The organism is Halomonas sp. AOP7-E1-9 (assembly GCF_052376035.1).
Classification (GTDB): Bacteria; Pseudomonadota; Gammaproteobacteria; order Pseudomonadales; family Halomonadaceae; genus Vreelandella; species Vreelandella citrativorans.
Genome location: NZ_JBQSVC010000032.1, coordinates 17,249 through 43,990 on the forward strand (window position 1 = coordinate 17,249; position 26,742 = coordinate 43,990).

Here is a 26,742-nt window from a genome sequence, read left to right on the forward strand (position 1 = left end):
GATGGCGTTTAGCACTCAATATTGAGAGGCGTTGGGTAGGTGCTGAATCTACTCTTCGTCCTCCTCTTCATCCATGAAGCCCATGCTGCCAGTGTTAACCAACTGGGTAAGTAACGCCGCCGCACCGTCAAGCTCAAGAACGTCTTCATAGAAGGGAGCCGATTCTGACAGGCGCTTGGCAAGCGCTTCAGAGCAGGAATGGCCATCGCCATCGACAAACAGCGTGGTACCGCGCGAATCGCTACGCCAGGCAAAGCGTGAACCGGGCATTGCAAAAAGCGGTTCACCCGCTTGCAGGTGCGCTACCAGCGCTGCTTCATCCAACGGCGACTCCAGCGGGGCGACCTGATCCATGTATTTGGGTTGCGTCATCACGCGGCCAAACCACTGCGCCATTTGCTCAGGGTTGTCCAGCGTCGAGAGCATAAACTGGCGCATGCGCTCGATAGCCGCATCATCCAGCTCACCGGCCTGGCTTGCGGGCGCCATGCCTGCATCGCTGTAGCGCTTTGAAGCAGGCAACTGCTCGCCCAGGTAATCCGCGTAAGAGGTAATGGACTCATCGGCAGACGGTGCGCGAAAGCCTACCGAAATCGTCATGCAGTCATCGGTCTGGCTGACGCCGTGATGCGCCCAACCTGGTGGAAGATAAAGCATATCGCCTGGTGCCAATGTCCAGTCTGAGTCTGGTTCAACCTCAAAGGTTTCTAGAATACGCAGGTCAATGCCCTGAATAATCGGGGCATCATCGGATTGCTTACCCCCTAGCTGCCAACGACGGTGACCGCTGGCTTGTAGTAAAAAGACATCGTACTGGTCGATATGCGGGCCGACGCTGCCACCCGGCGGTGCATAGCTGATCATAATATCGTCTAACCGCCAGCGTGGCAGAAAGTCGAACTCATCCATCAGCGCAGCAACCGACGGTACATAGTGGTCAACCGCCTGTACTAACAGGCTCCAGTGGCCTTCAGGCAGGCGCTCAAACGTAGCTTCATCAAGCGGGCCATGAGAAACCTGCCAGGCACTGTCGGGGCCTTTTTCTTCTACCAGGCGCGCTTCTACACCCGGTTCACAAGCAAGGCCCGCCAGTTCATCAGGATCAATCGGGCTTAGAAAGTCAGGTATAGCGCCACGAATCAGCAGCGGCTTCTGTTGCCAGTAGTTGGCCAGGAAGTCCTCGGGCGTTAAATCGCCCAGCAGGGTAAGTGGCTTATCGTGTTGGCTCATGGCGGTATCCTAATTGAGTGGCCGCAGCGCTTATGACAAGCTGCCCAGGCGTTGAGTAAGTGCTTCAGCTTGCGCTTGTGCATTACCAATATAGCTTGCTGGGGAAAGCTCTTTTAGCGCTGCTTTAACGTCGTCTGGCAGCTCAAGGGTATCGATGAAGGCGGCAAAGCCTGCCTGATCAATACGCTTGCCACGTGTCAGCTCTTTAAGTTTTTCATAGGGCTTTTCAATACCGTAGCGGCGCATAACGGTTTGAATCGGCTCGGCCAGCACTTCCCAGCTGTTATCCAGGTCGGCGGCCAGGCGCTCAGGGTTGGCTTCCAGTTTGCTGATGCCTTTTAAGCTGGCGTGATAGCCAATCAGGCCATACGCCAAACCTACCCCTAAATTGCGCAGCACGGTGGAGTCGGTCAAGTCGCGTTGCCAGCGGGAAATGGGCAGTTTTTGCGACAAGTGAGCAAGTACGGCGTTAGCCAGGCCGAGATTGCCTTCCGAGTTTTCAAAGTCGATAGGGTTAACTTTGTGCGGCATCGTGGATGAGCCGATTTCGCCTTCAACCGTGCGCTGCTTGAAGTAACCCAGCGAAATATAGCCCCAAACGTCACGATCAAAGTCGATCAAAATGGTGTTGAAACGACATACCGCATCGAACAGCTCGGCAATGTAGTCGTGAGGCTCAATTTGCGTCGTGTAGGGGTTGAAGCTTAGCCCCAGCCCTTCGACGAAGGTGCGCGCATTCGCTTCCCAATCGATGTCGGGGTAGGTCGTCAGGTGAGCGTTGTAGTTGCCAACGGCGCCGTTAATTTTACCCAAAATCTCAACGCGCTCGATCTGCTTGAGCTGGCGCTTTAAGCGGTAGGCCACATTAGCCATCTCTTTGCCAAGCGTGGTGGGGCTTGCCGTTTGGCCGTGGGTGCGCGAGAGCATTGGCTGAGCAGCGTGGGTAATCGCCAGCTTGGCCACTTCATCGGCTACTTCGTGCATGGTAGGCAACAGCGCTTTAAGGCCATCGGCCAGCATTACACCGTAAGAAAGGTTGTTGATGTCTTCCGAGGTGCACGCAAAGTGAATGAACTCGGTCACTGCGTTCAATTCGGCGTTGCCAGCAATTTTCTCTTTCAGGAAGTACTCGACGGCTTTCACATCATGATTGGTAGTCCGCTCAATCTCTTTGATACGTTCGGCATCAGCAATCGAGAACTCACCCACTAACTGCTCCAGAAAGGCGGTCGCCTCGGCTGAAAGAGGCGGTACTTCAACGATTTGATTGTGCTCCGCCATGCGCTGCAACCAGCGTACTTCCACAATTACACGGGCGCGTATCAGGCCAAATTCACTGAAGTGTTCGCGCAGCGCGGACGCTTTGGCGCTGTAGCGACCGTCAACAGGAGAGAGAGCAGTCAAAGCGGAGAGTTGCATGGCATCGTTTCCAAGTAGTTCAAGAACAGGTGAGTCGGGAAAAAGTAAAGAGGCACAATATCCGCCATTTAAAAGCGCTAACCGAGGCTATCCAGCGCACGACGCAGAGCTTTGCGCTGAAAAATCAACTTCCAGCGGCGTCCGCCCTGCTGATGCCATAAGAGCCCAAACCGAATGCCTGACAATAAGCAGGCACGCACGCGTTCCGGCATCATACGGCTTTGCAGTAATGAGGGGTCACCCTGCACTACAATGCGCGTTTTAAACGTGGAAACCGTCTCTTTGTAAGCTTCGCCGAGGCTTGAGATGACGTTTTCATGGGTAGCGCTAAAGTGTTCGGCCTGACCCTGAATGCGGGTAAGGTGCTGGCCCAGAGAATCCATCATGTCGTTGTTGGTGCGCAGCTTATTCATGACCAGTAAAATCGTAAAACCGTAGCGCAGCACTACCGGATTGGCCTGCTTACGGCCTACCAGCGCCTCAAGCGTTTCAAGGCCACGGCGCAGGTTGTTGGGATGGCCACCATAGATCGCTTCAAAGCTTTCGGGGTTGGTATCCACGGTCGCTTCAATCAGCGTGTCCCAGGAGCGGGTATCCACTTGGCCGGTGCGCGCTAGCTCATCCACCAGGCTGGCCGCTTGAAACACTCCGGCCAGGGCAAGCGCCTGGCGTATAGCGGGTGAGTCAGGCGCCCGGTGAATGGGAGTGGGGGTGCTCATGCGGCAGTCTCCGTGGCATTCCAGGTCGCGCGAATAACGCCGCCGCCCAAGCAGATATCGCCATCGTAAAGTACCAACGATTGGCCGGGCGTCACCGCCCACTGCGGGTCATCGAACGTCACTTCAACGCCGCCATCGGGCAACGTGCGCATTTCGCAGGGGCAGTCGCTCTGCCGGTAGCGGGTTTTGGCGGTAAACCGGCCTGACGCCGCGGGTGGTTCGCCTGCGACCCAGTCCATGGCCTCGGTGGCCAACGTATCCGAAAAAAGCAGCGGATGATGCTTGCCTTGTACCACGACCAGTACGTTGCGCTCTAAATCTTTTGTCGCTACGTACCATGGGTCTTCGGAATAGTTGGCCAGCCCGCCAATCCCCAGCCCTTGGCGCTGGCCCAGGGTGTAGTACATCAGCCCCATGTGGTCGCCAATCACATCGCCTTCAGGCGTTTCAATTTTGCCGGGTTGCGCGGGTAGATACTGCTGTAAAAAATCACGGAAGCGCCGTTCGCCGATAAAGCAGATACCCGTGGAGTCTTTCTTCTTGGCAGTGATCAGGTCGTGCGCTTCGGCAAGCGCACGAACGGCGGGTTTTTCCAGCTCGCCTACCGGGAATAGCGTGCGGGCAATGGCCGCTTCGGGCACCGCGTGCAGGAAGTAGCTCTGGTCCTTATTGCCGTCCAGCCCTTTAAGCAGGCGCGGGCGAACACCACTGGTGCCTTGGCGGACCCGTCCTTCACGCACATAGTGACCGGTGGCGATCTTCTCGGCACCCAGCATCTCGGCGTATTCAAGAAATACCTTAAACTTGATCTCTCGGTTACACAGAATGTCGGGGTTGGGCGTACGCCCGGCCTTGTACTCTTCCAGGAAGTGCTCAAACACGTTATCCCAGTACTCGGCGGCAAAGTTGGCTGTATGCAGCTTGATGCCCAGCTTGGCACATACTGCTTCGGCATCGGCAAGGTCTTCCTTTGCCGTGCAGTATTCAGTGCCGTCGTCTTCGTCCCAGTTCTTCATGAACAGGCCTTCCACCTCGTAACCCTGCTGCTGCAGGATAAGAGCGGAGACAGACGAATCGACGCCACCCGACATGCCGACAATTACTTTGCCTGCGGCGGGCGCCTCGGTAGTGGGCGAGCCATTGGTGGATGTCATTGGCATCCTCGGTTGAAGTGATATGCAATTGGGCGGTGATTATACACGATGGGGGGTTGGTGCTTCGAGTGCTTCACTCTTGAATGACGCTTAATGGATAGCAGCGTTCGCAGATAGCGTCCTCAATGCGTTTGAGTACCAAGGGGCTTCTTAAGCGGTTTTCGTCTTTTAATGCGCGAATTTCGTCAAGCGTTAGCCAGTGGGTCGCCACAATGTCACGGTCCAGTGGGGTGTTTAGCTGCTTAAGCGGCTCGGCAAGAAACCCGTGGCTGTGAAAGGTCTGGCCATTCTTTGCGTGAAAAACATATAGCCCCAAATAGCCCGTAAGCGTCACCTGCCAGGCCGTCTCTTCTTGCACTTCCCGTACTATTGCCGCCATAGGGCCTTCGCCCAACTCAATATGTCCCGCCGGTTGGTTAAAAACGGTATTTAGGCCGCCCTTGGCTTCTTCAACCAGTAAAAAGCGGTCGTTGCGCTGAATAACACAGGCGGCCGTGCTGTGAATGGCACTGCTTCGAGTAGCGCTCATGAGGGCTTTCGCTGGCGCGAGGCAGGCGGTTTGCCCGAGCGCTGGGGGCCTGGCGCCTTTCTTGGGGCATGCAGGGTTTCCTTGCGCCATTCACCAGGCTGTAAATCACCCAACTGCCAGGCGCCTATCGAGGCACGAATCAAGCGTAGCGTGGGAAACCCGACGTGGGCGGTCATTCGGCGTACCTGGCGGTTACGGCCCTCGCTAATGGTCAGTTCCAACCAGCTAGTGGAGGGGTGGCGCTTGGGGTCGATGGCCGGTTCGCGGGGGGCAAGTGCCGGTGGCGCTATTAGTCGAGCTTTGGCAGGGCGGGTAGGGCCATCCTTCAGCGTAATCCCGGCCCGCAACGCATTAAGCGCGGCGTCGTCGATCAGGCCTTCAAGCTGTACCCAATAGGTTTTGGGTTGCTTGTGGCGAGGGTGCGCAATTCGATGGATGAGCGCGCCGTCATCACTGAGTAACAGGAGACCTTCAGAGTCATAATCAAGTCGCCCAGCCGCATAAATACCGGGCACGTCAATAACATTAGCCAGGGTGGCTCGCCCTTCGTTATCGGTAAATTGGGAGAGCATGCGGTAGGGTTTGTGGAGTAAATATAGGCTGCTCATAAAGTCTCTTACATCGTGCGCCAGATTTGTCGACAATCTCTCATGCGGTTAAAGTGCAGCGCTGGTATACTCCTGCGTGACCGCTGGAGTCGTCGTCAACACCACCGAAGTGATATCAAGGCAGCCAGATTGAGCTGCTCAGCGCGCTTCGCGGCACGGTCTATCGTCGAATGAGCCGCGTAGCTTAGGATTTTATAACTAAAGCGACAGAGAAAAGAGGTTAACGCAAAAATGTCCCAAACGCCGAAGATCATTTATACGCTTACCGACGAAGCCCCTGCGCTCGCGACATATTCCCTGTTACCGATTATCGATGCTTTTACAGACCCGGCCGGGATTGAAGTCGAGACACGCGACATTTCATTGGCGGCACGTGTTCTGGCCCAGTTCCCTGACCTGCTTAACGACGAGCAGCGCGTTAGTGATGACCTGGCAGAACTTGGCAAGTTAGCGACTACGCCTGAAGCCAATATTATTAAGCTGCCCAATATCAGCGCCTCTGGCCCGCAGCTGAAAGCCACAATCAAAGAGCTTCAAGGCCAAGGCTACCCGCTGCCGGAGTACCCGGAAGAGCCTAAAAACGACGAAGAAAAAGCTATCAAGGCGGCTTACGACAAGGCCAAAGGTAGTGCGGTAAACCCGGTGCTGCGTGAAGGTAACTCTGACCGCCGTGCGCCGAAGTCGGTCAAGAACTACGCGCGCAAGTACCCGCATCGCATGGGCGAGTGGAGCGGCGACTCTCAGTCTCACGTGGCTCACATGAGCGAAGGCGACTTCTACGGCAGCGAGCAATCCGCCGTCATGGAAAAAGCGGGCAAGCTCAAGATCGAACTGCAGCAAAAAGATGGCACTAAAACGGTCTTGAAAGAAGGCCTGGCCGTTCTTGAAGGCGAAGTGATTGACGCGGCCTCCATGAGCAGCCGCCGCCTGCGCAGCTTTATTGACAGCGAAATCAACGATGCCAAGGCGCGCAACGTGCTGTTCTCGCTCCACCTGAAAGCCACCATGATGAAGGTTTCCGACCCGATCATGTTTGGCATCGTGGTTGAAGAGTTCTACAAAGCCGCACTTGAAAAGCACGCCGATGCGCTGAAGTCAGCTGGCTTTAACCCTAATAGCGGTATTGGCGATCTCTACAGTGCCATTGAGTCGCTGCCAAGTGACCAGCAAGACGCTATCAAAGGTGATATCGAAGCGCTTTATAAAGAGCGTCCGCCGATGGCGATGGTGAACTCCCACAAGGGCATTACCAACCTTCACGTACCTTCTGATGTGATCATCGATGCCTCCATGCCGGCGATGATTCGTGATTCCGGTAAAATGTGGGGCGCTGACGACCAACTGCACGACACCAAAGCGGTTATTCCGGATCGTTGCTACGCGACGATCTACCAGGCCGTGATTGAAGATTGCAAAAAGCACGGCGCGTTTGATCCGACCACGATGGGTAGCGTGCCTAACGTGGGCCTGATGGCGCAAAAAGCCGAAGAGTACGGTTCCCACGATAAAACCTTCCAGATCGATGCCGACGGCACCGTAGTGGTTACCGATGAAAACGGCAATACGCTGTTTAGTCATGACGTTGAAGCGGGCGACATCTGGCGTATGTGCCAGGCTAAAGACGCACCGATTCAGGATTGGGTGAAGCTTGCGGTGACGCGTGCGCGCGAAAGCGGCATTCCGGCTATTTTCTGGTTGGATGCTAATCGTGCCCACGATGCACAGCTGATCAAAAAGGTAGAAGCGTACCTTAAGGATCACGATACCAACGGCCTGGATATTCGTATCCTGGCGCCGGTCGATGCCATGGCCGTATCGCTTGAGCGTATCCGCAAAGGCGAAGACACCATTTCTGTCACCGGCAACGTACTGCGCGACTACCTGACCGACCTGTTCCCGATCATGGAGCTGGGCACCAGTGCGAAGATGCTGTCTATCGTTCCGCTGATGAATGGTGGTGGTCTGTTTGAAACTGGCGCGGGCGGTAGTGCTCCCAAGCACGTTCAGCAGTTCCTGGAAGAGAATCACCTGCGTTGGGACTCACTGGGCGAATTCCTTGCGCTGGCGGCATCGCTTGAGCACCTGGGCAGCACCTTCGGCAACGCACGTGCCACCGTGCTGGCGAAAACGCTTGATGAAGCCAACGGCAAGTTCCTGGATAGCAACAAGTCGCCTTCACGTAAGGTAGGTGAGCTTGATAACCGTGGTAGCCACTTCTACTTGGCGCTTTATTGGGCAGAAGCGCTGGCCGCTCAGAATGACGATGCTGAACTGAAAGCACTGTTTGCTAAGTTGGCCGAGAAGCTGGAAGCCAATGAGCAAACCATCGTTGCAGAACTTAACGATGTTCAAGGAAAAGCCGTTGATATTCAGGGCTATTTCCGTCCGAACGGTGAGCTGGCAAGCCAAGCCATGCGCCCGAGCAAAACGTTAAACGATGCGTTAGCCGTGGTGGCAAAAGGTTAAGGCCAAAATGCCCTCGTTAATGGGGGCGTGAAAGCGAAACCCTCGTTCCAATAAAGAACGGGGGTTTTTGACTTTTGAAGTATGATATTTTGGATGCCATGTGAACCCTTGTAGAACTTAAGCGTCATAGTCTTTGACGGGTTACCCTTGCGGCTGCAAAGGTGGAGTCGTTCCGACTAGGTCGTTTTATGCGTCTTGAGAGAACCAACAGTGCGATCTATGTCTATTCCAATGTTTGATATGACAATGTTCGGTATGACGACGGTTGATGTAACCGCAATGTCATATGCGATGGCTGGCATGACGCGGCCCGAAATGCCTGATGATGGGGATGTAGCGACTCAGTCTGCTGAGCCCGCTTTAGCGCAACCGCCTCTATACAAGGTCGTGCTGCATAACGACGACTACACGCCCATGGATTTTGTTATTGAAGTGCTGCAAGAATTTTTCAGTATGGATAGCGAAAAAGCGGTGCAAACGATGCTGGCGGTGCATACCCAAGGAAAAGCGACCTGTGGTGTCTTTACGCGAGACATTGCAGAGACCAAATGTCATCAGGTTAATGAGTATGCACGTGAGTGCGAACACCCGTTAATGAGTGATATTGAAGCCGCAAATTGAAAGGGTTGATAAAAATTTGTTGGTGAGGCTTGCAACCCTGCCATTTGTACCCGATGTTGAAAGTGCCGGTCGACTAAATTGATCCGACGCAAGTCCTAGGTGGCGAAATGCCCTAGGTAGTAGCGAAAAGGGGACTGCCATGCTGAGCAAAGAACTTGAACTGACCCTGAACACGGCTTTTACCGTGGCACGCTCAAAGCGCCACGAGTTCATGACCGTTGAGCACCTACTGTTAGCGTTGCTGGATAATGCCTCAGCAGTTGATGTCTTAAAAGCGTGTGGGGCAAACCTCGACAAGCTGCGGTCCGATCTGCAGGATTTTATTAATTCAACCACACCGCTTATTCCCGAAGGCAGTGGGGACCGTGAAACGCAGCCAACGCTTGGTTTTCAGCGTGTGCTACAGCGGGCGGTTTTCCATGTTCAGTCGTCAGGCAAAAGCGAAGTTACCGGCGCCAATGTATTGGTAGCCATTTTTTCTGAGCAGGAAAGCCAAGCGGTCTATTTCCTCAAGCAGCAAAGCGTTGCCCGTGTCGATGCGGTTAACTACATCGCCCACGGCATTTCCAAAGTAGCAGGCCATGGCCAAGCGCAGCCATCATCACCGCAAGAGGGTGAGGACGTTGAAGAAGGCACAAGTGAAGGTGGTGCACATCCGCTGACGGGATATGCCACTAACCTGAACGAGCAAGCCCGGCTGGGAAAAATTGACCCGTTAATTGGCCGCGACCACGAGCTTGAGCGCGTTGTACAGATTCTGGCGCGTCGGCGTAAAAACAACCCGCTGCTAGTGGGTGAGGCTGGCGTGGGCAAGACTGCTGTGGCCGAAGGCCTTGCCAAACGTATCGTTGAAGAAGATGTTCCAGACGTTATTGCAGACGCCGTGGTTTATTCGCTGGATATGGGCGCGCTGCTTGCCGGAACCAAGTACCGCGGCGATTTTGAAAAGCGTTTGAAAAGCCTGTTGAGCGAGCTGCGCAAGCAGCCCAATGCTGTACTGTTTATCGATGAAATTCATACGATTATCGGTGCGGGCGCCGCGTCCGGTGGCGTAATGGATGCCTCTAACCTGCTGAAGCCGTTGCTTTCCTCGGGCGAGCTGCGCTGTATTGGCTCCACGACGTTCCAGGAATTTCGCGGTATTTTTGAAAAAGATCGTGCATTGGCGCGTCGCTTCCAGAAAGTCGACGTACTCGCGCCCACGGTTGACGATACGATCAAAATTCTTAAAGGCCTGCGCTCACGCTTTGAAGAGCACCATGAGCTTAAGTACACCGATGGTGCGCTGGAAAGCGCGGCACGCTTGGCTGACCGTTACATCAACGACCGTCATTTGCCGGATAAGGCCATTGACGTCATTGACGAGGCGGGCGCTCACCAGCGGCTATTGCCACCTGAAGTGCGCAAAAACACCATTGATGTAGAGCAAGTGGAAGCCATTGTGGCCTCTATTGCGCGTATCCCGCCGAAGAGCGTTTCAAGCTCGGACCGCAAGCTGCTTGAGAAGCTCGATCGAGACCTGAAAATGCTGGTGTTCGGTCAGGACGAAGCCATTGATACGCTCTCTGCCGCTATCAAGCTTTCGCGTGCAGGGCTTAAATCCCCCGATAAGCCGGTAGGTAGCTTCCTGTTTGCTGGGCCGACGGGTGTAGGTAAAACCGAAGTGGTCAAGCAGCTTGCCCATATCATGGGTATCGAGCTTGTGCGCTTTGATATGTCGGAGTACATGGAGCGTCACACCGTATCGCGCTTGATCGGTGCGCCTCCCGGCTATGTCGGGTATGACCAGGGCGGGCTTTTAACCGAAGCAGTGACCAAGCAGCCGCACTGCGTACTGTTGTTGGATGAAATTGAGAAAGCGCACCCTGAAGTCTTTAACCTGCTGCTGCAGGTAATGGATCATGGCCGCCTGACCGATAACAACGGACGTGAAGCCGACTTCCGCCATGTTATTGTCATCATGACGTCTAACGCAGGTGCTGAGCAGGCCTCGCGTCGCTCTATCGGTTTCCAAAGCCAGGATCACTCAACCGATGCGATGGAAGTCATCCGCCGTACGTTCTCGCCGGAGTTCCGTAACCGCTTGGACGGTATCATTCAGTTCCATGCGTTACCGACGTCTGTTGTGCGCAACGTGGCCGACAAATTCTTGATTGAGCTGCAGGCGCAGCTGGACGAGAAGCGTGTACAGCTCGAGGTTGATGATGCGGCTCGGGATTGGTTGGCCGAGAAAGGCTACGATCCGGATATGGGTGCTCGCCCCATGGCGCGCTTGATTCAAGAGAAGCTGAAAAAGCCGCTTGCCGAAATGATTCTGTTTGGCGAGTTGGCCGATAATGGCGGTATTGTGCATGTCAGTCTGGAGGAGGGGGAACTGCATCTCTCCACCGAGACTGAGATGGCGGATGCGCCCTGAAAAGGGCGCTAAGATCGCCTTAATGTGTAGCGCCTAATCATACCGTAATGCACAGCGCCCTGTCTTCGACGGGGCGTTGTCGTATACAGGTAACGGCGCCGTACTGCGTGCTGGCTGAAAAGGCGTTATAAAGGCTTAGCGCGAACGGTAGACAATGCGGCCTTTGGAAAGATCGTACGGCGTTAGTTCCACTTTCACTTTATCGCCCGTCAGAATGCGGATATAGTTTTTACGCATTTTGCCGGAGATATGAGCGGTTACAACGTGACCGTTCTCAAGCTCAACACGGAACATGGTGTTGGGAAGGGTATCAACGATAACACCTTCCATTTCAATATGATCTTCGCGTGCCATATAGGCAGATCCTCACTTATTTAACGTAGTTAGCAAACCAAAACCGTTTCAGGTTTTAAGGGCCAGAAGGCTGACACTTAAGAAACAGCGCTATATTGTGCCGTAAGCCCGTCGTCAAGGCAAAAAAGCTGGCTTAATTTGCTGGCTTTAGCGAATTAAGGGCCGCCAATAACGCCCATCCAGTACTTCAATGGGAGAAAAATCCTGCTTGTAGCGCATTTTACGGCACTCTTCGATCCAGTACCCTAAATACAGGTGGGACAGGCCTTTTTCACGCGTCAGCGCAATGAGCTGAAGGATAGCAAGGGTGCCTAAAGAGCGCCTGTCTAGTGCATCGCCAACGCCAAAAAACGTGTAAATGGCCGAAAGACCATGCTCTAGCTGATCAAATGCCGATACGGCCACCAGCTCCGAGCCTGCATACATCTCCAGCAGGTAGGCATACGGCTCCTCCAGAGTTAAAAACGTGCGGTACTGTTCACGATTGGGTGGGTACATGTCACCATCGGCATGGCGATGGCGAATATAGTGTGCATAGAGCTCATAGTGTCGCGCCTCATAGCGTGCAGGGACGACGCGGGTAGTGATATCTGCGTTCCGGCGCCACACCTTGCGCTGGGAGCGGTTGGGCGCAAAGGGCTCCACAGGAATACGCACGGACTGGCAGGCATTACAGTTTTCACAGTGGGGCCGGTAGAGATGCCGACCACTGCGCCGAAACCCGAGTAGCGCCAGCGAGTCATATACGCCCCGAACGGGAGACTCTTGCGGGTCAAGAAAAAGCGTTGTCGCTTCTTTGCCGAGTAAATAGCTGCAGGCATGAGGCACGGTAAGGAAGAAGCGCAGGTCCCGCACCGGCCGACGCGGAGTATTACTACTCAAAGCTTGCCTCCTTGATAAATTAACCCAACCCAGCCAGCATCACGGGGTGTTATAGCGCGATACCGCTTCTAGCCAGGGGGATGCAGGCACTGACAATGCCTCATGTGATGACACATTAAACGCCGCTTCGGGCAACCACTGTTCAAGATAGTTGATGAACGTCTCTCGGGCGACTGTTGTCGCACCCATGCTTGCAAGGTGCGGTGTGTGCATTTGGCAATCAATCAACTTGCCGCCATGTGCCTGCATAGCGCCCGCCAAGTGAGCAAGGGCCACTTTAGAGGCATCGGCGATGTTTGAAAACATCGATTCGCCGAAAAATACCGGTCCCATCGCTAAACCATAAAGGCCACCTACCAATTGGCCGGCGTGATGGACCTCGATACTGTGTGCAATCCCTAGACGGTGAAGCGCTACGTAGGCATTGTACATATCAACGGTGATCCAGGTGCCTGCGTCTTCATCGCGTGGCGCAGCACAGGCATTAATGACGTGTTCAAACTGTTGATTAACGGTGATGTTAAAGCCCCCATTGCGCAGTCGTTTTGCTAAGCTACGCCGCAGCTTGAACTGCTCAGGGCGTAGTACCATGCGCGGATCGGGGCTCCACCATAAAATGGGGTCGTCATCGCTGTACCATGGGAAAATACCGCGCCGGTACGCTTCCACCAGCCAGCGCGGAGAAAGCTCGCCACCTGCTGCCAGCAGCCCATTGGGCGAGTCCATGGCAATGCGGGTAGGCGGAAAGGTTGGGTATGGCGAAGAAAGCCAAGGTAGCATTACTTGCTCCTGTTACTGAGCACTTGATGAGAAGCTCTGTGACGGCGCAAGGATGCTCGGTATGATGCAAACTCGCAAGTGGATTAAAGACACCATTGAGGTGTAAAGGGAGAATCGCTTGAAAGTGAATAAGGCGGTAGACAAGCGAACGCAGCGTAATTCGCGTCAAGCACCATCTTCGGCCTCTTCTGCGCGGGTTAAAGCCGCGAAAGATAAAGCTCGCCGGTTCGGTCTGCGCTTGCAAGGCTCGGTGCGTGAAGGCGTAGTAGTGGTACTGCTGGCGCTGTGCGTTTTTTTATTATTAGCACTGTTTAGTTATCATCCGGAAGATCCTGGTTGGTCTTATCAGGGGCCTGAAACGGACGTTCGCAACTGGATGGGACCGGTCGGCGCTTGGCTTGCGGATGTCCTGTATTCGCTGTTGGGGGCTAGTGCTTTGTGGTGGCCGGGTATGTTTGGCTTTACCGCATGGTGGCTAATGCGCTCGCGCCAGGTGCGCTTTGAGTTCGACCCCGTGGCGGTTGCCGTACATGCTGGCGGTCTGGTGCTGTTGATGTTTGGCACGACCATGCTGGGTGCGCTGCACTTTTATCACCCTAACAGCATTTTACCCTATGCCTCCGGCGGTATTTTGGGGGAGGGGTTGGTCAATACCCTCAAACCACTGGTCGGCAGTGGTGGTGTGGGGCTAATTGCTGCGGCCTTGATACTGATTGGCTTCCCGCTGTTTAGCGGTACGTCCTGGCTGCGGGTGGCGGATGAAGTAGGTCGCCGCTTATGCCGTGTTGGTGGCTGGTTGAGTGCCCGCCGGGAAAAAAGTCGTGAGAAACGCCGCGAGCGGGCTGCGCTGCGCGCCTCTTTAAAGCCTGCGCCAAAAGCGGAAGAGCCTCCACGAGCACCTAAAGCCAAAACCAGCCGCGATACACATCGTGAACGTCGCGAGCCCGAGTTCTCGGCACCGTCTGCCGCGCAAGAAACGCCTGCGGCGACCACAAACGATACGTCGATTCCTTGGGCAGCGAGCGCTTTTTCAGCGGCAACGACGGCTGCCGAAACACAGACCAAGCCTGCGGTGGTAACGGCCACTGAGCCTGACGCTGTACCGCAGCCAGATGCAGCACCAGAACCCGCGCAAGCGCCAACGCCTGAGGCAGAGAGCCCCGCAGCAGCGCAGAGTGATGAGCCAGTATCGATCAACGCTGATCGCACTTCAGAGCTCAATTCAGAGCCACCCAAAGCGCGTCAACCTGAGGTCATCCCAGAGCCCACGCCTGACAGCGACGCTGCGCCAGCCGCTGAATCATCAACGTCTGAAGAGCCGATGTCGTTACGCGCTTCTCGTGAAGACGATGCTGCGGTGCCCGCTGTCTCGCACTTCTTCCGTCAAGAAGAGGACGCCGAGGAAGCGCAAGACGATGAGCAGGGCTTGAAAACGGAGGAGTGGCAGCACGATGGCTGGGATGAGCAAGAGCAGGCGGTTCAGGAAGACACGCCTCTGCGCCCTGAGCCCAGGCTAAGCGCGTTTGATCAGCCTGAGGCGGCGCCTCAAAGTGAGCCTTCACTTGCCGCTACGCCTTCATATACTGAGCCCCGCCGTGAGCGGGTGCCTGAAGTCGTTCCTGAGCCGGTATGGGAAGAGGATGAAGATGAGCCTTTGCTTAGCCCTACGTCTTTGCCCACCAACACTGCACGCCATGAGCCGACCTTCTCTGCGGATAACGTGGTCAATGAAGCCGACAGCGGGCCGACGCTCTGGACGGTTGAGCACCTGCAAAATCAGCGGCCTGCTTTTGAGACGTTGCCAGAACCGGAAGGCGATGTGCCTAGCCTTCAACTGCTAACGCCCGCTGAGCCGCATCAGCCGAACTACACAGACGAACAGCTGGCCGATATGGCAGAACTGCTGGAAGTGCGGCTGCGTGAATATGGCGTAAAAGCAGAAGTAGTCGATACATGGCCTGGCCCCGTCATCACGCGATTTGAAATCAGGCCTGCGGCAGGGGTGAAAGCGTCCAAAATCAGCAATCTTTCCAAAGACCTGGCCCGCTCGCTAATGGTAAAAAGCGTGCGCGTGGTTGAGGTGATTCCTGGGCGGCCTACCGTTGGGATAGAGATTCCCAACCCGCATCGGGCAATGATTCGTCTGCGTGAAGTCATCGACTCCGAGCGCTACCAGCAGGAAACCTCACCGCTAACCATGGCGCTTGGCCAGGATATCGGTGGTGGGCCTGTGATTGCCAACCTCGGCAAGATGCCCCACCTGCTGGTGGCGGGCACCACCGGTTCAGGTAAATCGGTGGGCGTTAACGCAATGCTGATTTCGATGCTGCTGAAAGCCACGCCAGATGAGCTTAAGCTCATCATGGTGGACCCTAAGATGCTGGAGCTTTCAGTCTACGACGGTATTCCGCATCTGCTGGCGCCGGTCGTGACCGATATGAAAGAGGCCGCCAATAGCCTGCGTTGGTGTGTCGCTGAAATGGAGCGCCGCTATAAGCTGATGGCCGCCATGGGCGTGCGTAATATTGCCGGCTTTAACGGCCGATTGGATGAAGCCGAGCGCGCAGGTGCTCAGGTAGCCGACCCGCTTTGGGAGCCGCAACCCTGGGAAATGCACCAAACGCCCCCAGTGCTTGAGAAGCTGCCCTATATCGTGGTGGTCATCGATGAATTTGCCGACATGTTTATGATCGTCGGCAAAAAGGTGGAAGAGCTGATTGCCCGCCTGGCGCAAAAAGCGCGGGCAGCCGGTATTCACCTTATCCTGGCCACCCAGCGCCCCTCGGTGGACGTGGTAACGGGCTTGATCAAGGCGAATATTCCTTCGCGCATGGCATTTCAGGTCTCTTCACGGATCGATTCTCGTACGATTTTGGACCAGGGCGGCGCTGAAAGCCTGCTGGGTCATGGCGACATGCTGTATTTGCCTGCGGGCTCTGGTCCGCCTAATCGAGTGCATGGCGCGTTTGTTGATGATGACGAAGTGCACCGTGTGGTTGAGGATTGGAAGCGCCGCGGTACCCCTGAGTACATTGAAGAAATTTTGTCGGGCGGCGTCTCGGCTGATGCGCTAACGGGGCTTGAGGCAGAAGGCAGTGACGGCGACGATGCTGAACAGGACGCACTGTATGATGAAGCGGTTCAGTTTGTGACCGAAACCAAAAAAGCCTCGATTTCTGCGGTACAGCGGCGCTTTAAGATTGGTTACAACCGAGCCGCGCGCCTGGTAGATGCCATGGAGGCGGCACAGATCGTTTCTGCCATGGGCAGCAACGGCGCCCGCGAAGTATTAGCACCACCGCCGGTGGGGCATTAATGCCGCAATTAGTAATTCTGCATTTAGTAATCGTGCATTTAGTAATCGTGCAAGAAGCGTGAAAATCGCGCCGCGGATGAAACCCCGTGGCGCGTTTCGCGTCTGAAGAATCACATGGACGTTGTTGAAAGTCCTCAGCATTGGTTTATCTGTACTGGTTCATCTGTACTACTTTTATCAGCTTCAATCCGGCAGCGTAGGTCTATTCAACTCGACAACGTATGCCCAGGGAGAACACTATGCGCGACACGCAAACTCTGCTTTCTTCACCCTTGTCATTGGCCGCGGCCGCTCTTGGATTGACGTTTGCTACCCCCGCTGCATGGGCCAATGATGCCGCTGAGCGTTTAACCGAGCGCCTAGAGCCCCTGGAAAGCTATCAGGCGACCTTTGAGCAGCAGATTCTTGATGGTAGTGGCCAGCGTTTGCAAAGTGCGCGTGGCGAAATGTGGCTCTCACGCCCAGGCATGTTGCGTTGGGAAGTCGAAGCGCCTTATACGCAGGTCGTCGTGTCCGATGGCAACGATGTGTATCTCTACGATCCGGACCTTGAACAGGTAACGGTTCAGCCGATGGATGACCGCGTAACGCACACGCCTGCGCTTCTGCTCTCTGGCAGTATCAATGACCTGACGGCAAGTTATGATGTGGTGTATGAGCAGGAGAGCGGTGAAGATGTGTTCACGCTGATCCCAAACTCGGCAGACACGCTGTTTGAAGAGTTGAGCATGGTATTTGACAATGACATGCTCACTGAGCTTTGGATGATGGACAGCACTGGTCAAAAAACGCTTATTCGGTTTAGCGATATCACCCAGAACGGGTCTATTGACCGTGGCCTGTTTAACTTCGAAATTCCGGAAGGCACCGACGTTATTCGTGAAGAGCTCTAAAACGTCGGCGGTTTACCCGTGAATGATCAGGCGCCTTAGGGCGCCTGATCTGCTTCCTGGTCACGATTTTCCCGCCAGGCCATTATCTCGCCGAAGCGCTTCTCCTGGCCAAACTGGCTAGGCTCAAAAAAGCGCGCTTTGGGCAAATCCTCTGGCCAGCAGTCGTGAGCGCTACCCGCGGGATAGCCATCAGGCTCGTTATGCGCGTAGCGGTAGCCTTCGCCATGGCCTAGCTGCTCCATAAGCCTGGTGGGCGCATTGCGTAAATAAGTGGGTACCTCTATTTGAGGCTGCTGACGCGCGTACTGTTTTGCAGCGTTCCAGGCGCGGTCAATTCGGTTGCTTTTGGGCGCCACGGCCAAATGGATGGCTGCATGGGCAATGGCACGCTGGCCTTCGTAGTCTCCCAAGCGAAGGTAGGCGTCCCAGGCCGCTATCACCAACGGAAGCGCACGTGGGTCGGCATTACCAACATCTTCTGACGCAATGGCGCTAAGCCTGCGAACCACATCCAAAGGATCACCGCCGCCCTGAATAAAGCGCGCCATATAAAGTAACGCTGCGTCAGGGCGTGAAGAGCGTATGGATTTATGAATCGCTGAGAGCAGGTCGTAATAAGCGTCGCCCTGCTTATCAAATGCGCTTGCCTGATGGCCAATAACATCTGCCAATACCGACATGTAAAGCACCTCCTGGCCACTCTCTGGCTGGGTAAAGTCACAAGCGGTTTCTAAAAGTCCCAACGCGCGCCGGGCATCGCCCGCACTTGCGTGCGCTAGGGCAGCAAGCACATCGTCCTCCACGATAATCGCACGTTTGCCAAGACCGCGCTGCTCGTCAGTCAGCGCTTGGCGCATGACGGCTATCAACTCCTCTTGCGAGAGTGCCTTCAAAACGTAAACTCGAGCGCGAGATAGCAGGGCAGAGTTGACCTCGAAGGAGGGGTTCTCCGTGGTGGCGCCAATCAGGGTTAGCAGCCCCGACTCTACGTGAGGCAGCAAGGCATCCTGCTGGCTCTTGTTTAAGCGATGGATCTCATCCAGAAACAGAATCACCGGTGAGGTATGCTGCTGGGCGCGCTCAACCACGCCGCGTATCTCTTTAACGCCTGCCATCACCGCGCTTAAATGCTCCAGATGTGCGCTGGATGCGCGCGCGAGCAGCTCGGCCAGGGTTGTTTTGCCAACGCCTGGCGGCCCCCACAAAATCATTGAGCGTACCAGGCCTGCTTCGGCCATGCGACGAAGCGGCTTGTCGTGACCCACCAACGCTTGTTGGCCGACGTAGTCATCAAGCGTCTGCGGGCGCATCCGATACGCCAACGGCGCGTCATCGCTGGGTGTTGCACGCTGAGAGTCGAAAAGATCCATGTAAACTTCCGTTGTAAATCGAGATGTTGAGTAATGAGGTAATCATAAGAGCGTATGGCAAATGGCGTATTGCCCGACTACCTTTTGCATAGCTTCCATAAAAACTGATACAAACGATATGCTTGTCAGGGTGGCGCCTTAAGCGCATGGTGACATCTAACCATAATACGTAGCGGTACCTACATGACGATAGCGCTTAGCCATCGCCCATAGGCGTAGTGTAGTAATACCCGCTTATGATTGCGTGCCCAACGCCACTTCAGAGTTAAGGCGGCAGGCATGACACCACACAGGAGACGGCACGATGTTAAACCAACTGCGTCTAGATCATGCCAACATGGCACGAATGCTTCATGTCTTGCAGCTTAAACAAAAGACCCTGGCTCAGGGTGAGCGACCCAATTTCCAGCTAATGCGTGAAGTCGTGGATTACATTTTGTCTTACATGGAAGGTTTCGCGGCCCCGTTAGAGCGTATATGCGTTGATCGTTTGGAAACCCAAGCGCCCGAGCATCTGGAATTAATGGAGAAAATGACCAGCGATTATCTTGAGCTCAAGCCGCGCCTTCAACGTTTGTCCGACAACATCGATACGATCCTGATGGACAACATCTTGCCGATGGATCGTTTTGCCGAGGATTTAAAAGCTTACCTTGAGGCGCATAGGGCGTATCTACGCCAGGAGCGTGAAGGTCTTTTCCCTCTTATTGATCAATATTTTAGTGAGGAAGATATGCAAGAGCTGCTGCACGCGCTGCCAGAAGGCGCTGAGCAGGAGCTTGAGCGCCTGCAACAGGATTACCCAGAGCTTTACGCTGAACTACGCGGCGCGGACATACCCGCGATCTAATCAGCAGAGCGTTCCTTTGGCTGCCAGCGGGGCGTGTTAAACTAGCGCCCCGTGAATGAGCGGCTGATGGAGAAGCAGGTGTGCTTATCAAAGCAAACGGCAAAGGGGCAGTAATGGCGGGCCCCGTGCTGATTTTTGACTCCGGCGTGGGTGGGCTTTCGGTCGCCCGCTCACTGCGTCAGTATTATCCTGATACGGCGATGTGCTACGCCTGCGATAACGCGTGGATGCCTTATGGGCTGCGTGATGACGTAACGCTTTCAGCGCGTATCGTGTCGGTTTGCCAGGCCGCCGTTCAGGCCTGCCAGCCAAGCGTGCTGGTCGTTGCCTGCAATACGGCCAGCACACTCGCGCTGGATGGTTTGCGCAACGCCCTGACGATCCCTGTGGTCGGCACGGTACCCGCCATTAAACCCGCCGCCGCCATTAGCCAAACACGCCATATTGGCCTACTGGCTACTCGCGCTACTGTGGGTAGGCCCTACACGCAAAAGTTGATTGAAAACTTTGCCAGCGATTGCCTTATCACCCGGGTAGCCGCCGATGCGCTGGTGCTGGAAGCCGAGGCGCTACTTGGCGGCGGCCAGCCAGACCGCCAACGGCTTCAGCAAGCCCTGGCGCCGCTTTGGCAAACGTCGAACACTCAGCCACCAGTGGATACCGTTGTGCTGGGCTGTACGCATTTCCCCCTGTTAAAACCCTGGCTTGAAGCACTCGCCCCCACACCCGTGAATTGGATTGACTCCGGTGATGCGATCGCTCGGCGTGTCGGCCAGATCGCGCCGCCGTTAAAAAAAGGGCAAGATGGCCGATTTTTTACCACTGCTTCTGCCGATGCGCTAAGCCCAGGCTTTGCGCAGTTTGGATTTTCTGTTCCTGGCCGGTTGGCGTTAAGCGCTTAGGGCGCGTATTTTCAGCCTGAGCCGACACGACTGTTATTAGCATTGATATTAATACCGTTTATGAAAAAAGAGGCGCCGACTTGGCTATCCCCGTGATACAACCCGAACGTTATGACGAGCAGCTTGCCGAGAAGCGTGCTTACCTGGAAAGCACTTTTGCGGTGTTTAATCCGCCCGCACTTGAGGTCTTTGCCTCACCGCCCAGTCACTATCGCCAGCGCTGTGAGTTTCGTATCTGGCATGAAGGCGATGATCTTTACTACGCCATGTTTGAGGTCGACCCAGCCGACCCTAAAAACAAGCAGGTCGTGCGGTTTGATCAGTTTGACGTCGCAAGCGAGTCCATCAATGCGCTAATGCCGCGTCTGCGCGAGGCGTTTCTGGCCAGTGACGAACTGCGTCGGCGCCTATTCCAGGTGGAGTTTCTTACTACGCTGTCAGGCGAGGCGCTAGTCACGCTGATTTACCACCGCCCGCTAGGTGACGCTTGGGAGCAAGAAGCACGCGCCCTGGAAGCCGAGCTTGGCATTATGATCATTGGCCGCTCACGCAAGCAGCGCCTGGTGCTTACCCGTGACCACGTGTGGGAGCGTTTAACGGTTGATGGGCGCTCGCTTGACTATCAGCAGGTCGAAAACAGCTTTACCCAGCCCAATGCGCATATCTGCCAAACGATGCTGAGCTGGGCGCGGGAAGTGACGGCCGGACGTCAGGATGAAGACCTCGTCGAGCTTTACTGTGGCAACGGCAATTTCACCATCGCCCTGGCCGATAATTTTCGGCGCGTACTGGCCACTGAAATTTCGCGCACGTCGGTCGCCAGCGCTAACGTCAACCTTGAAGCCAACAAGATCACCAATGCTCATGTAGCCCGTATGTCAGCCGAAGAGTTTGCGCTGGCGCTTAAAGGCGAAAAAGGCGGGCGGCGCGTGGCTGAAATGGCATTGGACGAATATCGCTTCTCCACGGTGCTGGTTGACCCGCCCCGCGCTGGGCTGGACGCGCAGAGCTGCCAGCAAATCAGTGAATATGACCAGATCGTCTATATTTCATGTAACCCGGCAACACTTGCCGAGAACCTGGCGCTGCTCACTAAAACGCACCAGATAGAACGCTTTGCACTATTTGACCAGTTTCCATTCACCGACCATTGTGAATGTGGCGTATGGCTCACGCGGCGCGAGGATGGTCAATAGGGCGCATAATGCGAAAGAGGTATACACCATGAAGAACATGCCAGATGGATAGAGTGATGATCCAGGGTGGCGTAAGCTAGTCGTTATATTGGCCTAAAGGCCTATCGTTCCACGTTTTTTCCGGCAGTCGAGGTGATGGATGCAATACGTTGCGAGTGAAGAGAGTCGGCAAGACCTTTTAAAGCAGCTATTTGAGCGCTTGGAAGCGCGGCTGGAACCGGAGCGAGCAACGGCGATAGAGGCGTTTGCACGACGTTTTTACGCGAGCGTGCCGTTAGAGGATCTTGTTGATCGCCGCTTGGACGATCTGTACGGCGCCACATTATCCATTTGGCAGTTTCTACAGCACCACGATGCGAAGCGCCCTAAAGTGCGCGTTTTCAACCCTGACTTTGAAGAGCATGGTTGGCAGTCGACGCATACCTTTGTGGCGGTACTGCATGAAGACATGCCTTTTTTGGTCGACTCGATACGCATTGAACTGAATCGCCAAGGGCTTACCGTCCATGCGATCCAAAATTCCGTATTTGCCGTGGCCCGCAATGAGCAGAATCAGTTGCAAACACTGACCTCACCTCGTGATGCCAACGCCCCAGAGGCGCGTGAGTCGCTCATCGTTATCGAGGTTGATCGCCATACGGACCCTGACGCGCTGTCGAATATCGAGAAAAAGCTCTATCAAGTACTGCGTGATGTACGTACCGCGGTTGATGACTACGACGCGATTACCCGTCAGATTACCGCTGCGATCCAGGAGCTTGAAAAGAACTGCCCTCCGCAAATCGACCCGGACGACCATGAAGAGGCCATCGCCTTTTTAGAGTGGCTGGTTAAGGATAATTTCACTTTCCTGGGGTATGACGAATACCTGTTGGGAGGCGATGAGCTGCAGCGCGACCCGAATAGCGTGCTTGGGGTCTTCCGCCTGGACGATCCACGCTACGATGAGCGCATTCGTGCCGAAGAGGGCATTGACGAGCACGGCAACTATGAATTGGTGCCCCAATTGCTCTCGTTTGCCAAAAGTGCCCACCACTCGCGGGTACACCGCCCGACCTACCCAGACTACATTACCGTCGACCGCTACGACGACGACGGCAATGTGATCGGCGAGCGTCGCTTCTTTGGTTTGTTCACCTCGACGGTGTACAACGAGTCGCCGCGCAATATTCCGCTGCTGCGCCGTAAACTAAAAGCTGTCTCGGATATCGCCGGGTTTAACCCCCAAGGGCATAACGGTAAGCAGCTTCTACAGGTGCTTGAAGTTTATCCCCGCGATGACCTGTTCCAGATCAGTACGGATTCACTAGCGCATACCGCACTGGGCATTCTTGATATTCGGGAACGCCGCCAGGTACGCCTGTTTATCCGTGCCGATGTTAGCGGCAAGTTCTACTCGTGCCTGGTGTTTGTGCCTCGCGATGTGTTTTCAACCGATTTGCGTCAACGTATTCAAAACCTGTTGTGTGACGAGCTTGACGCGCACTTTGGCGATTTTAATACCTACTTGTCAGAGTCGGTTCTGGCGCGTATTCAACTGATTCTACGCTTTAACGGCGATGCACCCAGCCAGTACGACCTTAAACGCCTGGAAAGCAAGGTTGCCCGCTTGGCACGCAGCTGGCGCGACGAGCTGATGGCCGCGATGATTGAGGGTTTTGGAGAAGAGCGCGCCAATCATCAGATGGAGCAGTTCCAAAGCGCCTTCTCGGCAAGCTATCGCGAAGACTTCAATGCGCGCACCGCAGTATTCGATATACAGCACTTGCTGGCACTGGATAACGGTGAGGCGCTGTCGCTGTCGCTTTATCGGCCGCTGGAAGAGCAGGGCAGTGGCGTAAACCTGAAGCTTTTCCATCGTGGTTCGCCGATCCCGCTGTCTGATGTGTTGCCCATGATGGAGAACCTGGGGCTTCGGGTTATTAGCGAGCGCCCCTACGACATTAGTGCGCCGCAGCAGCATTACTGGATTCACGACTTTGAGCTTGAGCACGGTAATAAAGATGTCAGCCTGGGTGAAATGCGCGAAACCTTCAGTGAAGCGTTTAAACGTATTTGGGCGGGCGAAGCGGATAACGACGCCTTTAACCGGCTGATTATTGCGGCAGGGCTGGACTGGCGCGAAGTCGCCATGCTGCGTGGATACGCACGTTATCTCAAGCAAATCCGCTTTGGCATGTCTCAAAACTACATTGCTGCGACCTTGGCCAACTACCCGGCCATTACTCAGTTACTGGTAGAAATGTTCCGTCTGCGCTTTGATCCTGCGCTGGACTCACACGATACCGACGAGTGCATCACGCGGCTTAATGAGCAGTTGGAAGCCGTTGCCAGCCTAAACGATGACCAACTGTTACGTCGTTTTATGGAGCTTATTCAAGCGACACTGCGCACCAACTACTACCAGCGTGCTGAAGACGGCCGCTTTAAAGATTACATCGCCTTTAAGCTTGAGCCTTCCAAAGTCACCGGAATGCCCAAGCCACGGCCGATGTTCGAGATTTTTGTCTGCTCGCCACGCGTGGAAGGTGTCCACCTGCGCGGTGGCAAAGTAGCCCGCGGTGGTTTGCGCTGGTCTGACCGCCATGAAGATTTCCGTACCGAAGTGCTGGGGCTGGTAAAAGCGCAGCAGGTCAAAAACGCGGTGATCGTGCCGGTGGGCGCCAAGGGTGGTTTTGTATGTAAGCGCATGCCTGAAAATGCTGACCGTGAAACGAAGCAGAACGAAGGCATTGCTTGCTATAAAACGTTTATCCGTGCGCTGTTAGATGTGACCGATAATCTGGATGGCAGCGACGTTGTTCCGCCTAAAAACGTGGTGCGCCACGATGAAGACGATGTCTACATGGTGGTTGCCGCCGATAAAGGAACGGCAACATTCTCGGATATCGCCAACGAAATCTCTATCGAGTATGGCCACTGGCTAGGGGATGCGTTTGCCTCCGGCGGGGCGAACGGATATGACCATAAGAAAATGGGCATTACCGCGCGTGGTGCCTGGCAGTCGGTTAAGCGTCACTTTAAAAACCTCGGCGTAGATACCCAGCGGGATCTGTTTAGCGTCGTTGGTATTGGTGATATGGCGGGCGACGTATTTGGTAACGGCATGCTGCTTTCCGACAAGATTCAGTTGGTGGGTGCGTTCAACCATCTGCATATCTTTGTCGACCCCAACCCTGAGGCTGATGCGGCCTTTGCCGAGCGTACAAGGCTATTTAACCTGCCGCGCTCCAGTTGGGAGGATTACAGTGCTGAGCTGATTTCGCAGGGCGGAGGTGTCTTTAACCGCAGCGCCAAGTCCATCGCGATTACCCCGGAAATGCAGCAGGTCTTTGGTATTCAGGAAGAGCACCTGTCGCCGAATGAATTGATTCGCGCCATGCTCCAGTCAAAGGTCGACCTGGTCTGGAACGGCGGTATCGGCACCTACGTGAAAGGCTCGGATGAAACCGATGCCGATGTCGGCGATAAAGCTAACGATGCGCTGCGCATTAATGGCGAAGACCTTAACTGCCGCGTAGTGGGCGAAGGCGGCAACCTGGGGATGACTCAACGTGGCCGAATGGAAGCCGCGGCCAAAGGTGTGCGCGTTTACACTGACTTTATTGATAACGCAGGTGGCGTTAACTGCTCTGACCACGAGGTCAATATCAAAATATTGATCGATGATGTGGTGAAGCGCGGCGACATGACCGACAAGCAGCGCAACGACCTGTTGGCAGAAATGACCGATGAAGTTGCTGACCTGGTGATTCTTGATAACTACCGTCAGGCTCAGGCGCTGGACCTCTCCGAGATACTGTCATGCCAAGGCATCGGGCCGTATCGCCGCTTTATCAGCGAGCTGGAGTCTGCCGGGCAGATTGATCGTGAGCTTGAGTTCCTGCCCACCGATGAGACCTTAAAAGAGCGTGCCGCCAATCAGCAGGGCATGCGCTTGCCGGAGCTGTCGGTACTGATTTCCTACGCCAAGAGCACGCTAAAAGACGACCTGATCACCTCTGATGTGCCCGATGATACGTATATCCACCGCCATCTTGAGCGTCTGTTCCCGTCTGTGCTGACAGAGCGCTACCAGACCGAGATGTATGAACACCGCCTGAAGCGTGAAATTGTGGCAACGCAAGTTGCGAATGACTTGGTTGATCACATGGGTGTCGTGTTTGTCCGTCGGCTACGCGACTCTACTGGCGCTGGTCGGGCAGATATTGCGCGTAACTATATTATTGCGCGGGATAGCTTCAACCTGCTGTCACTTTGGGCACAGATTGAAGACCTGGATAACCAGATCCCCAGCGACGTGCAGCACTCCATGATGCTGGACCTGATGCGCCTGATCCGCCGCTCGACACGCTGGTTCCTGCGCCAGCACATGGGGCTTTCGACTCAGGATGCCATTGAGTACTTCGCGCCTCGGTTGGCGCAGCTGCAAGAAGAGATGGGCGAACTGTTAAGCGGCGAAGAGCTTGAGGCCTGGCGCCAGCGTCGGGATGAGCTGCAGGACGCGGGCGTGCCGGAAGCGCTGGCCTCTACCGTTGCTGCCGCGCCTAGCCTGTATGCCGGGTTGGGGATCATTCAGGCGGCACGGGTTACCAATGAGAAGCCCCAGCGCGTTGCTGAAGTGTTTTACGAAATTGGCAGCCGTTTGGAGCTTCCCTGGATGAGCCAGCAGGTAACGCAGCTGGGAGTGCGTGACGCATGGCAGGTGCAGGCCCGGGAAACGTTCCGGGATGATATCGACCGCCAGCAGTTGGCCTTAACCACCAGCGTACTGAAGTTGGAAGCCGGTAGCCGCGATACTCAGGAGCGTGTGGACCAGTGGCTTGAGCAGCATGCTGACCTGCACCGCCGCTGGTGCCGTTTGATTGATGAGGTGCGTAGCGGTAGTGAAGGTGGGTTTGCGCTGTTTGCCGTCGCCGTACGCGAACTGGTGGACCTTGCCGAAAGCGATAGCGAGGCATAATCGCCTAAGCGTGCGCTAACACAGCGCATACTTGCTGTAAGAAGTAACCGTGCCTGAGGTAACTCAGGCACGGT

Annotated in this window: 19 protein-coding genes; 9 read left to right on the forward strand and 10 right to left on the reverse strand. The window is 55.2% G+C overall.

What is annotated here, in order from left to right:
• Positions 1–48: 48 nt before the first annotated feature.
• From ACT3R4_RS15060 to ACT3R4_RS15085, 6 genes are all read right to left on the reverse strand, one after another.
• Positions 49–1,230, reverse strand: a complete 1,182-nt coding sequence (locus ACT3R4_RS15060) for a JmjC domain-containing protein (protein WP_441679547.1) — start codon at positions 1,228–1,230, stop codon at positions 49–51.
• 30 nt (positions 1,231–1,260) lie between these two features.
• On the reverse strand, positions 1,261–2,649 hold the full coding sequence (gene purB, locus ACT3R4_RS15065) for an adenylosuccinate lyase (RefSeq protein WP_087106214.1): 1,389 nt from the start codon (positions 2,647–2,649) through the stop codon (positions 1,261–1,263).
• Positions 2,650–2,726: 77 nt separating this feature from the next.
• Positions 2,727–3,368, reverse strand: coding sequence for a high frequency lysogenization protein HflD (gene hflD, locus ACT3R4_RS15070; protein ID WP_087106212.1), 642 nt, complete (start codon positions 3,366–3,368; stop codon positions 2,727–2,729).
• Positions 3,365–4,522, reverse strand: coding sequence for a tRNA 2-thiouridine(34) synthase MnmA (gene mnmA / locus ACT3R4_RS15075; RefSeq protein WP_441679546.1), 1,158 nt, complete (start codon positions 4,520–4,522; stop codon positions 3,365–3,367). The genes hflD and mnmA overlap by 4 nt, the downstream gene beginning before the upstream one ends.
• Before the next feature lie 73 nt (positions 4,523–4,595).
• Positions 4,596–5,051 carry an NUDIX hydrolase gene (locus tag ACT3R4_RS15080; protein WP_441679544.1) on the reverse strand — a complete coding sequence of 152 codons (456 nt, stop codon included), beginning with the start codon at positions 5,049–5,051 and terminating at the stop codon, positions 4,596–4,598.
• Positions 5,048–5,659 carry a pseudouridine synthase gene (locus ACT3R4_RS15085; protein ID WP_441679542.1) on the reverse strand — a complete coding sequence of 204 codons (612 nt, stop codon included), beginning with the start codon at positions 5,657–5,659 and terminating at the stop codon, positions 5,048–5,050. The genes ACT3R4_RS15080 and ACT3R4_RS15085 overlap by 4 nt, the downstream gene beginning before the upstream one ends.
• 231 nt (positions 5,660–5,890) lie before the next feature.
• Between ACT3R4_RS15085 and ACT3R4_RS15090 the strand changes: the two genes are divergently transcribed.
• From ACT3R4_RS15090 to clpA, 3 genes are all read left to right on the forward strand, one after another.
• Positions 5,891–8,125, forward strand: a complete 2,235-nt coding sequence (locus tag ACT3R4_RS15090; protein ID WP_441679540.1) for an NADP-dependent isocitrate dehydrogenase — start codon at positions 5,891–5,893, stop codon at positions 8,123–8,125.
• 315 nt (positions 8,126–8,440) lie between these two features.
• Positions 8,441–8,746 carry an ATP-dependent Clp protease adapter ClpS gene (gene clpS, locus ACT3R4_RS15095; RefSeq protein ID WP_087106453.1) on the forward strand — a complete coding sequence of 102 codons (306 nt, stop codon included), beginning with the start codon at positions 8,441–8,443 and terminating at the stop codon, positions 8,744–8,746.
• A 139-nt stretch (positions 8,747–8,885) separates the two neighbouring features.
• Complete coding sequence (gene clpA / locus ACT3R4_RS15100; RefSeq protein ID WP_441679538.1) at positions 8,886–11,162, forward strand: ATP-dependent Clp protease ATP-binding subunit ClpA; 2,277 nt, start codon at positions 8,886–8,888, stop codon at positions 11,160–11,162.
• A gap of 135 nt (positions 11,163–11,297) precedes the next feature.
• Here the strand turns inward: clpA and infA are convergent, their stop codons facing one another.
• From infA to aat, 3 genes are all read right to left on the reverse strand, one after another.
• Positions 11,298–11,516, reverse strand: coding sequence for a translation initiation factor IF-1 (gene infA, locus ACT3R4_RS15105; RefSeq protein WP_007111068.1), 219 nt, complete (start codon positions 11,514–11,516; stop codon positions 11,298–11,300).
• Positions 11,517–11,663: 147 nt separating this feature from the next.
• Positions 11,664–12,398, reverse strand: coding sequence for an arginyltransferase (locus ACT3R4_RS15110; RefSeq protein WP_193056735.1), 735 nt, complete (start codon positions 12,396–12,398; stop codon positions 11,664–11,666).
• 39 nt (positions 12,399–12,437) lie between these two features.
• Positions 12,438–13,178, reverse strand: a complete 741-nt coding sequence (gene aat, locus ACT3R4_RS15115; RefSeq protein ID WP_193056734.1) for a leucyl/phenylalanyl-tRNA--protein transferase — start codon at positions 13,176–13,178, stop codon at positions 12,438–12,440.
• Positions 13,179–13,296: 118 nt separating this feature from the next.
• On the opposite strand from aat, the gene ACT3R4_RS15120 reads away from it, so the two are divergent.
• Both ACT3R4_RS15120 and lolA read left to right on the forward strand, forming a co-directional pair.
• Positions 13,297–16,494, forward strand: a complete 3,198-nt coding sequence (locus tag ACT3R4_RS15120; RefSeq protein ID WP_193056733.1) for a DNA translocase FtsK — start codon at positions 13,297–13,299, stop codon at positions 16,492–16,494.
• A gap of 239 nt (positions 16,495–16,733) precedes the next feature.
• Entirely contained in the window at positions 16,734–17,387 is a 654-nt protein-coding gene (gene lolA / locus ACT3R4_RS15125; RefSeq protein ID WP_441679537.1) for an outer membrane lipoprotein periplasmic chaperone LolA, read from the forward strand.
• A 35-nt stretch (positions 17,388–17,422) separates the two neighbouring features.
• Here lolA and ACT3R4_RS15130 read toward each other — a convergent pair whose 3' ends face one another.
• Positions 17,423–18,757: a replication-associated recombination protein A gene (locus tag ACT3R4_RS15130; protein ID WP_441679536.1), complete on the reverse strand. Its 1,335-nt coding sequence runs from the start codon at positions 18,755–18,757 to the stop codon at positions 17,423–17,425.
• A gap of 304 nt (positions 18,758–19,061) precedes the next feature.
• Here ACT3R4_RS15130 and ACT3R4_RS15135 point away from each other — a divergent pair, with 304 nt between their 5' ends.
• The 4 genes from ACT3R4_RS15135 to ACT3R4_RS15150 all read left to right on the forward strand — a co-directional run bounded on the left by ACT3R4_RS15135 (position 19,062) and on the right by ACT3R4_RS15150 (position 26,668).
• A complete protein-coding gene (locus ACT3R4_RS15135) occupies positions 19,062–19,607 on the forward strand; it encodes a hemerythrin domain-containing protein (RefSeq protein WP_172117174.1) in 546 nt (181 codons plus the stop codon).
• A 113-nt stretch (positions 19,608–19,720) separates the two neighbouring features.
• Positions 19,721–20,509 carry a glutamate racemase gene (gene murI / locus ACT3R4_RS15140; protein WP_441679565.1) on the forward strand — a complete coding sequence of 263 codons (789 nt, stop codon included), beginning with the start codon at positions 19,721–19,723 and terminating at the stop codon, positions 20,507–20,509.
• Positions 20,510–20,589: 80 nt separating this feature from the next.
• The gene (gene trmA / locus ACT3R4_RS15145) at positions 20,590–21,705 is read left to right on the forward strand and encodes a tRNA (uridine(54)-C5)-methyltransferase TrmA (protein ID WP_441679534.1); all 1,116 of its coding nucleotides are present in this window, start codon (positions 20,590–20,592) and stop codon (positions 21,703–21,705) included.
• A gap of 139 nt (positions 21,706–21,844) precedes the next feature.
• Positions 21,845–26,668 carry an NAD-glutamate dehydrogenase gene (locus tag ACT3R4_RS15150; protein WP_441679532.1) on the forward strand — a complete coding sequence of 1,608 codons (4,824 nt, stop codon included), beginning with the start codon at positions 21,845–21,847 and terminating at the stop codon, positions 26,666–26,668.
• Positions 26,669–26,742: the final 74 nt, after the last annotated feature.

Bases quoted from the DNA above. Each gene is read 5' to 3' on its own strand.
- ACT3R4_RS15060 (WP_441679547.1), bottom strand. From the start codon at position 1,230: ATGAGCCAACACGATAAGCCACTTACCCTGCTGGGCGATTTAACGCCC.
- purB (WP_087106214.1), bottom strand. From the start codon at position 2,649: ATGCAACTCTCCGCTTTGACTGCTCTCTCTCCTGTTGACGGTCGCTAC.
- hflD (WP_087106212.1), bottom strand. From the start codon at position 3,368: ATGAGCACCCCCACTCCCATTCACCGGGCGCCTGACTCACCCGCTATA.
- mnmA (WP_441679546.1), bottom strand. From the start codon at position 4,522: ATGACATCCACCAATGGCTCGCCCACTACCGAGGCGCCCGCCGCAGGC.
- ACT3R4_RS15080 (WP_441679544.1), bottom strand. From the start codon at position 5,051: ATGAGCGCTACTCGAAGCAGTGCCATTCACAGCACGGCCGCCTGTGTT.
- ACT3R4_RS15085 (WP_441679542.1), bottom strand. From the start codon at position 5,659: ATGAGCAGCCTATATTTACTCCACAAACCCTACCGCATGCTCTCCCAA.
- ACT3R4_RS15090 (WP_441679540.1), top strand. From the start codon at position 5,891: ATGTCCCAAACGCCGAAGATCATTTATACGCTTACCGACGAAGCCCCT.
- clpS (WP_087106453.1), top strand. From the start codon at position 8,441: ATGCCTGATGATGGGGATGTAGCGACTCAGTCTGCTGAGCCCGCTTTA.
- clpA (WP_441679538.1), top strand. From the start codon at position 8,886: ATGCTGAGCAAAGAACTTGAACTGACCCTGAACACGGCTTTTACCGTG.
- infA (WP_007111068.1), bottom strand. From the start codon at position 11,516: ATGGCACGCGAAGATCATATTGAAATGGAAGGTGTTATCGTTGATACC.
- aat (WP_193056734.1), bottom strand. From the start codon at position 13,178: ATGCTACCTTGGCTTTCTTCGCCATACCCAACCTTTCCGCCTACCCGC.
- lolA (WP_441679537.1), top strand. From the start codon at position 16,734: ATGCGCGACACGCAAACTCTGCTTTCTTCACCCTTGTCATTGGCCGCG.
- ACT3R4_RS15130 (WP_441679536.1), bottom strand. From the start codon at position 18,757: ATGGATCTTTTCGACTCTCAGCGTGCAACACCCAGCGATGACGCGCCG.
- ACT3R4_RS15135 (WP_172117174.1), top strand. From the start codon at position 19,062: ATGTTAAACCAACTGCGTCTAGATCATGCCAACATGGCACGAATGCTT.
- murI (WP_441679565.1), top strand. From the start codon at position 19,721: ATGGCGGGCCCCGTGCTGATTTTTGACTCCGGCGTGGGTGGGCTTTCG.
- ACT3R4_RS15150 (WP_441679532.1), top strand. From the start codon at position 21,845: ATGCAATACGTTGCGAGTGAAGAGAGTCGGCAAGACCTTTTAAAGCAG.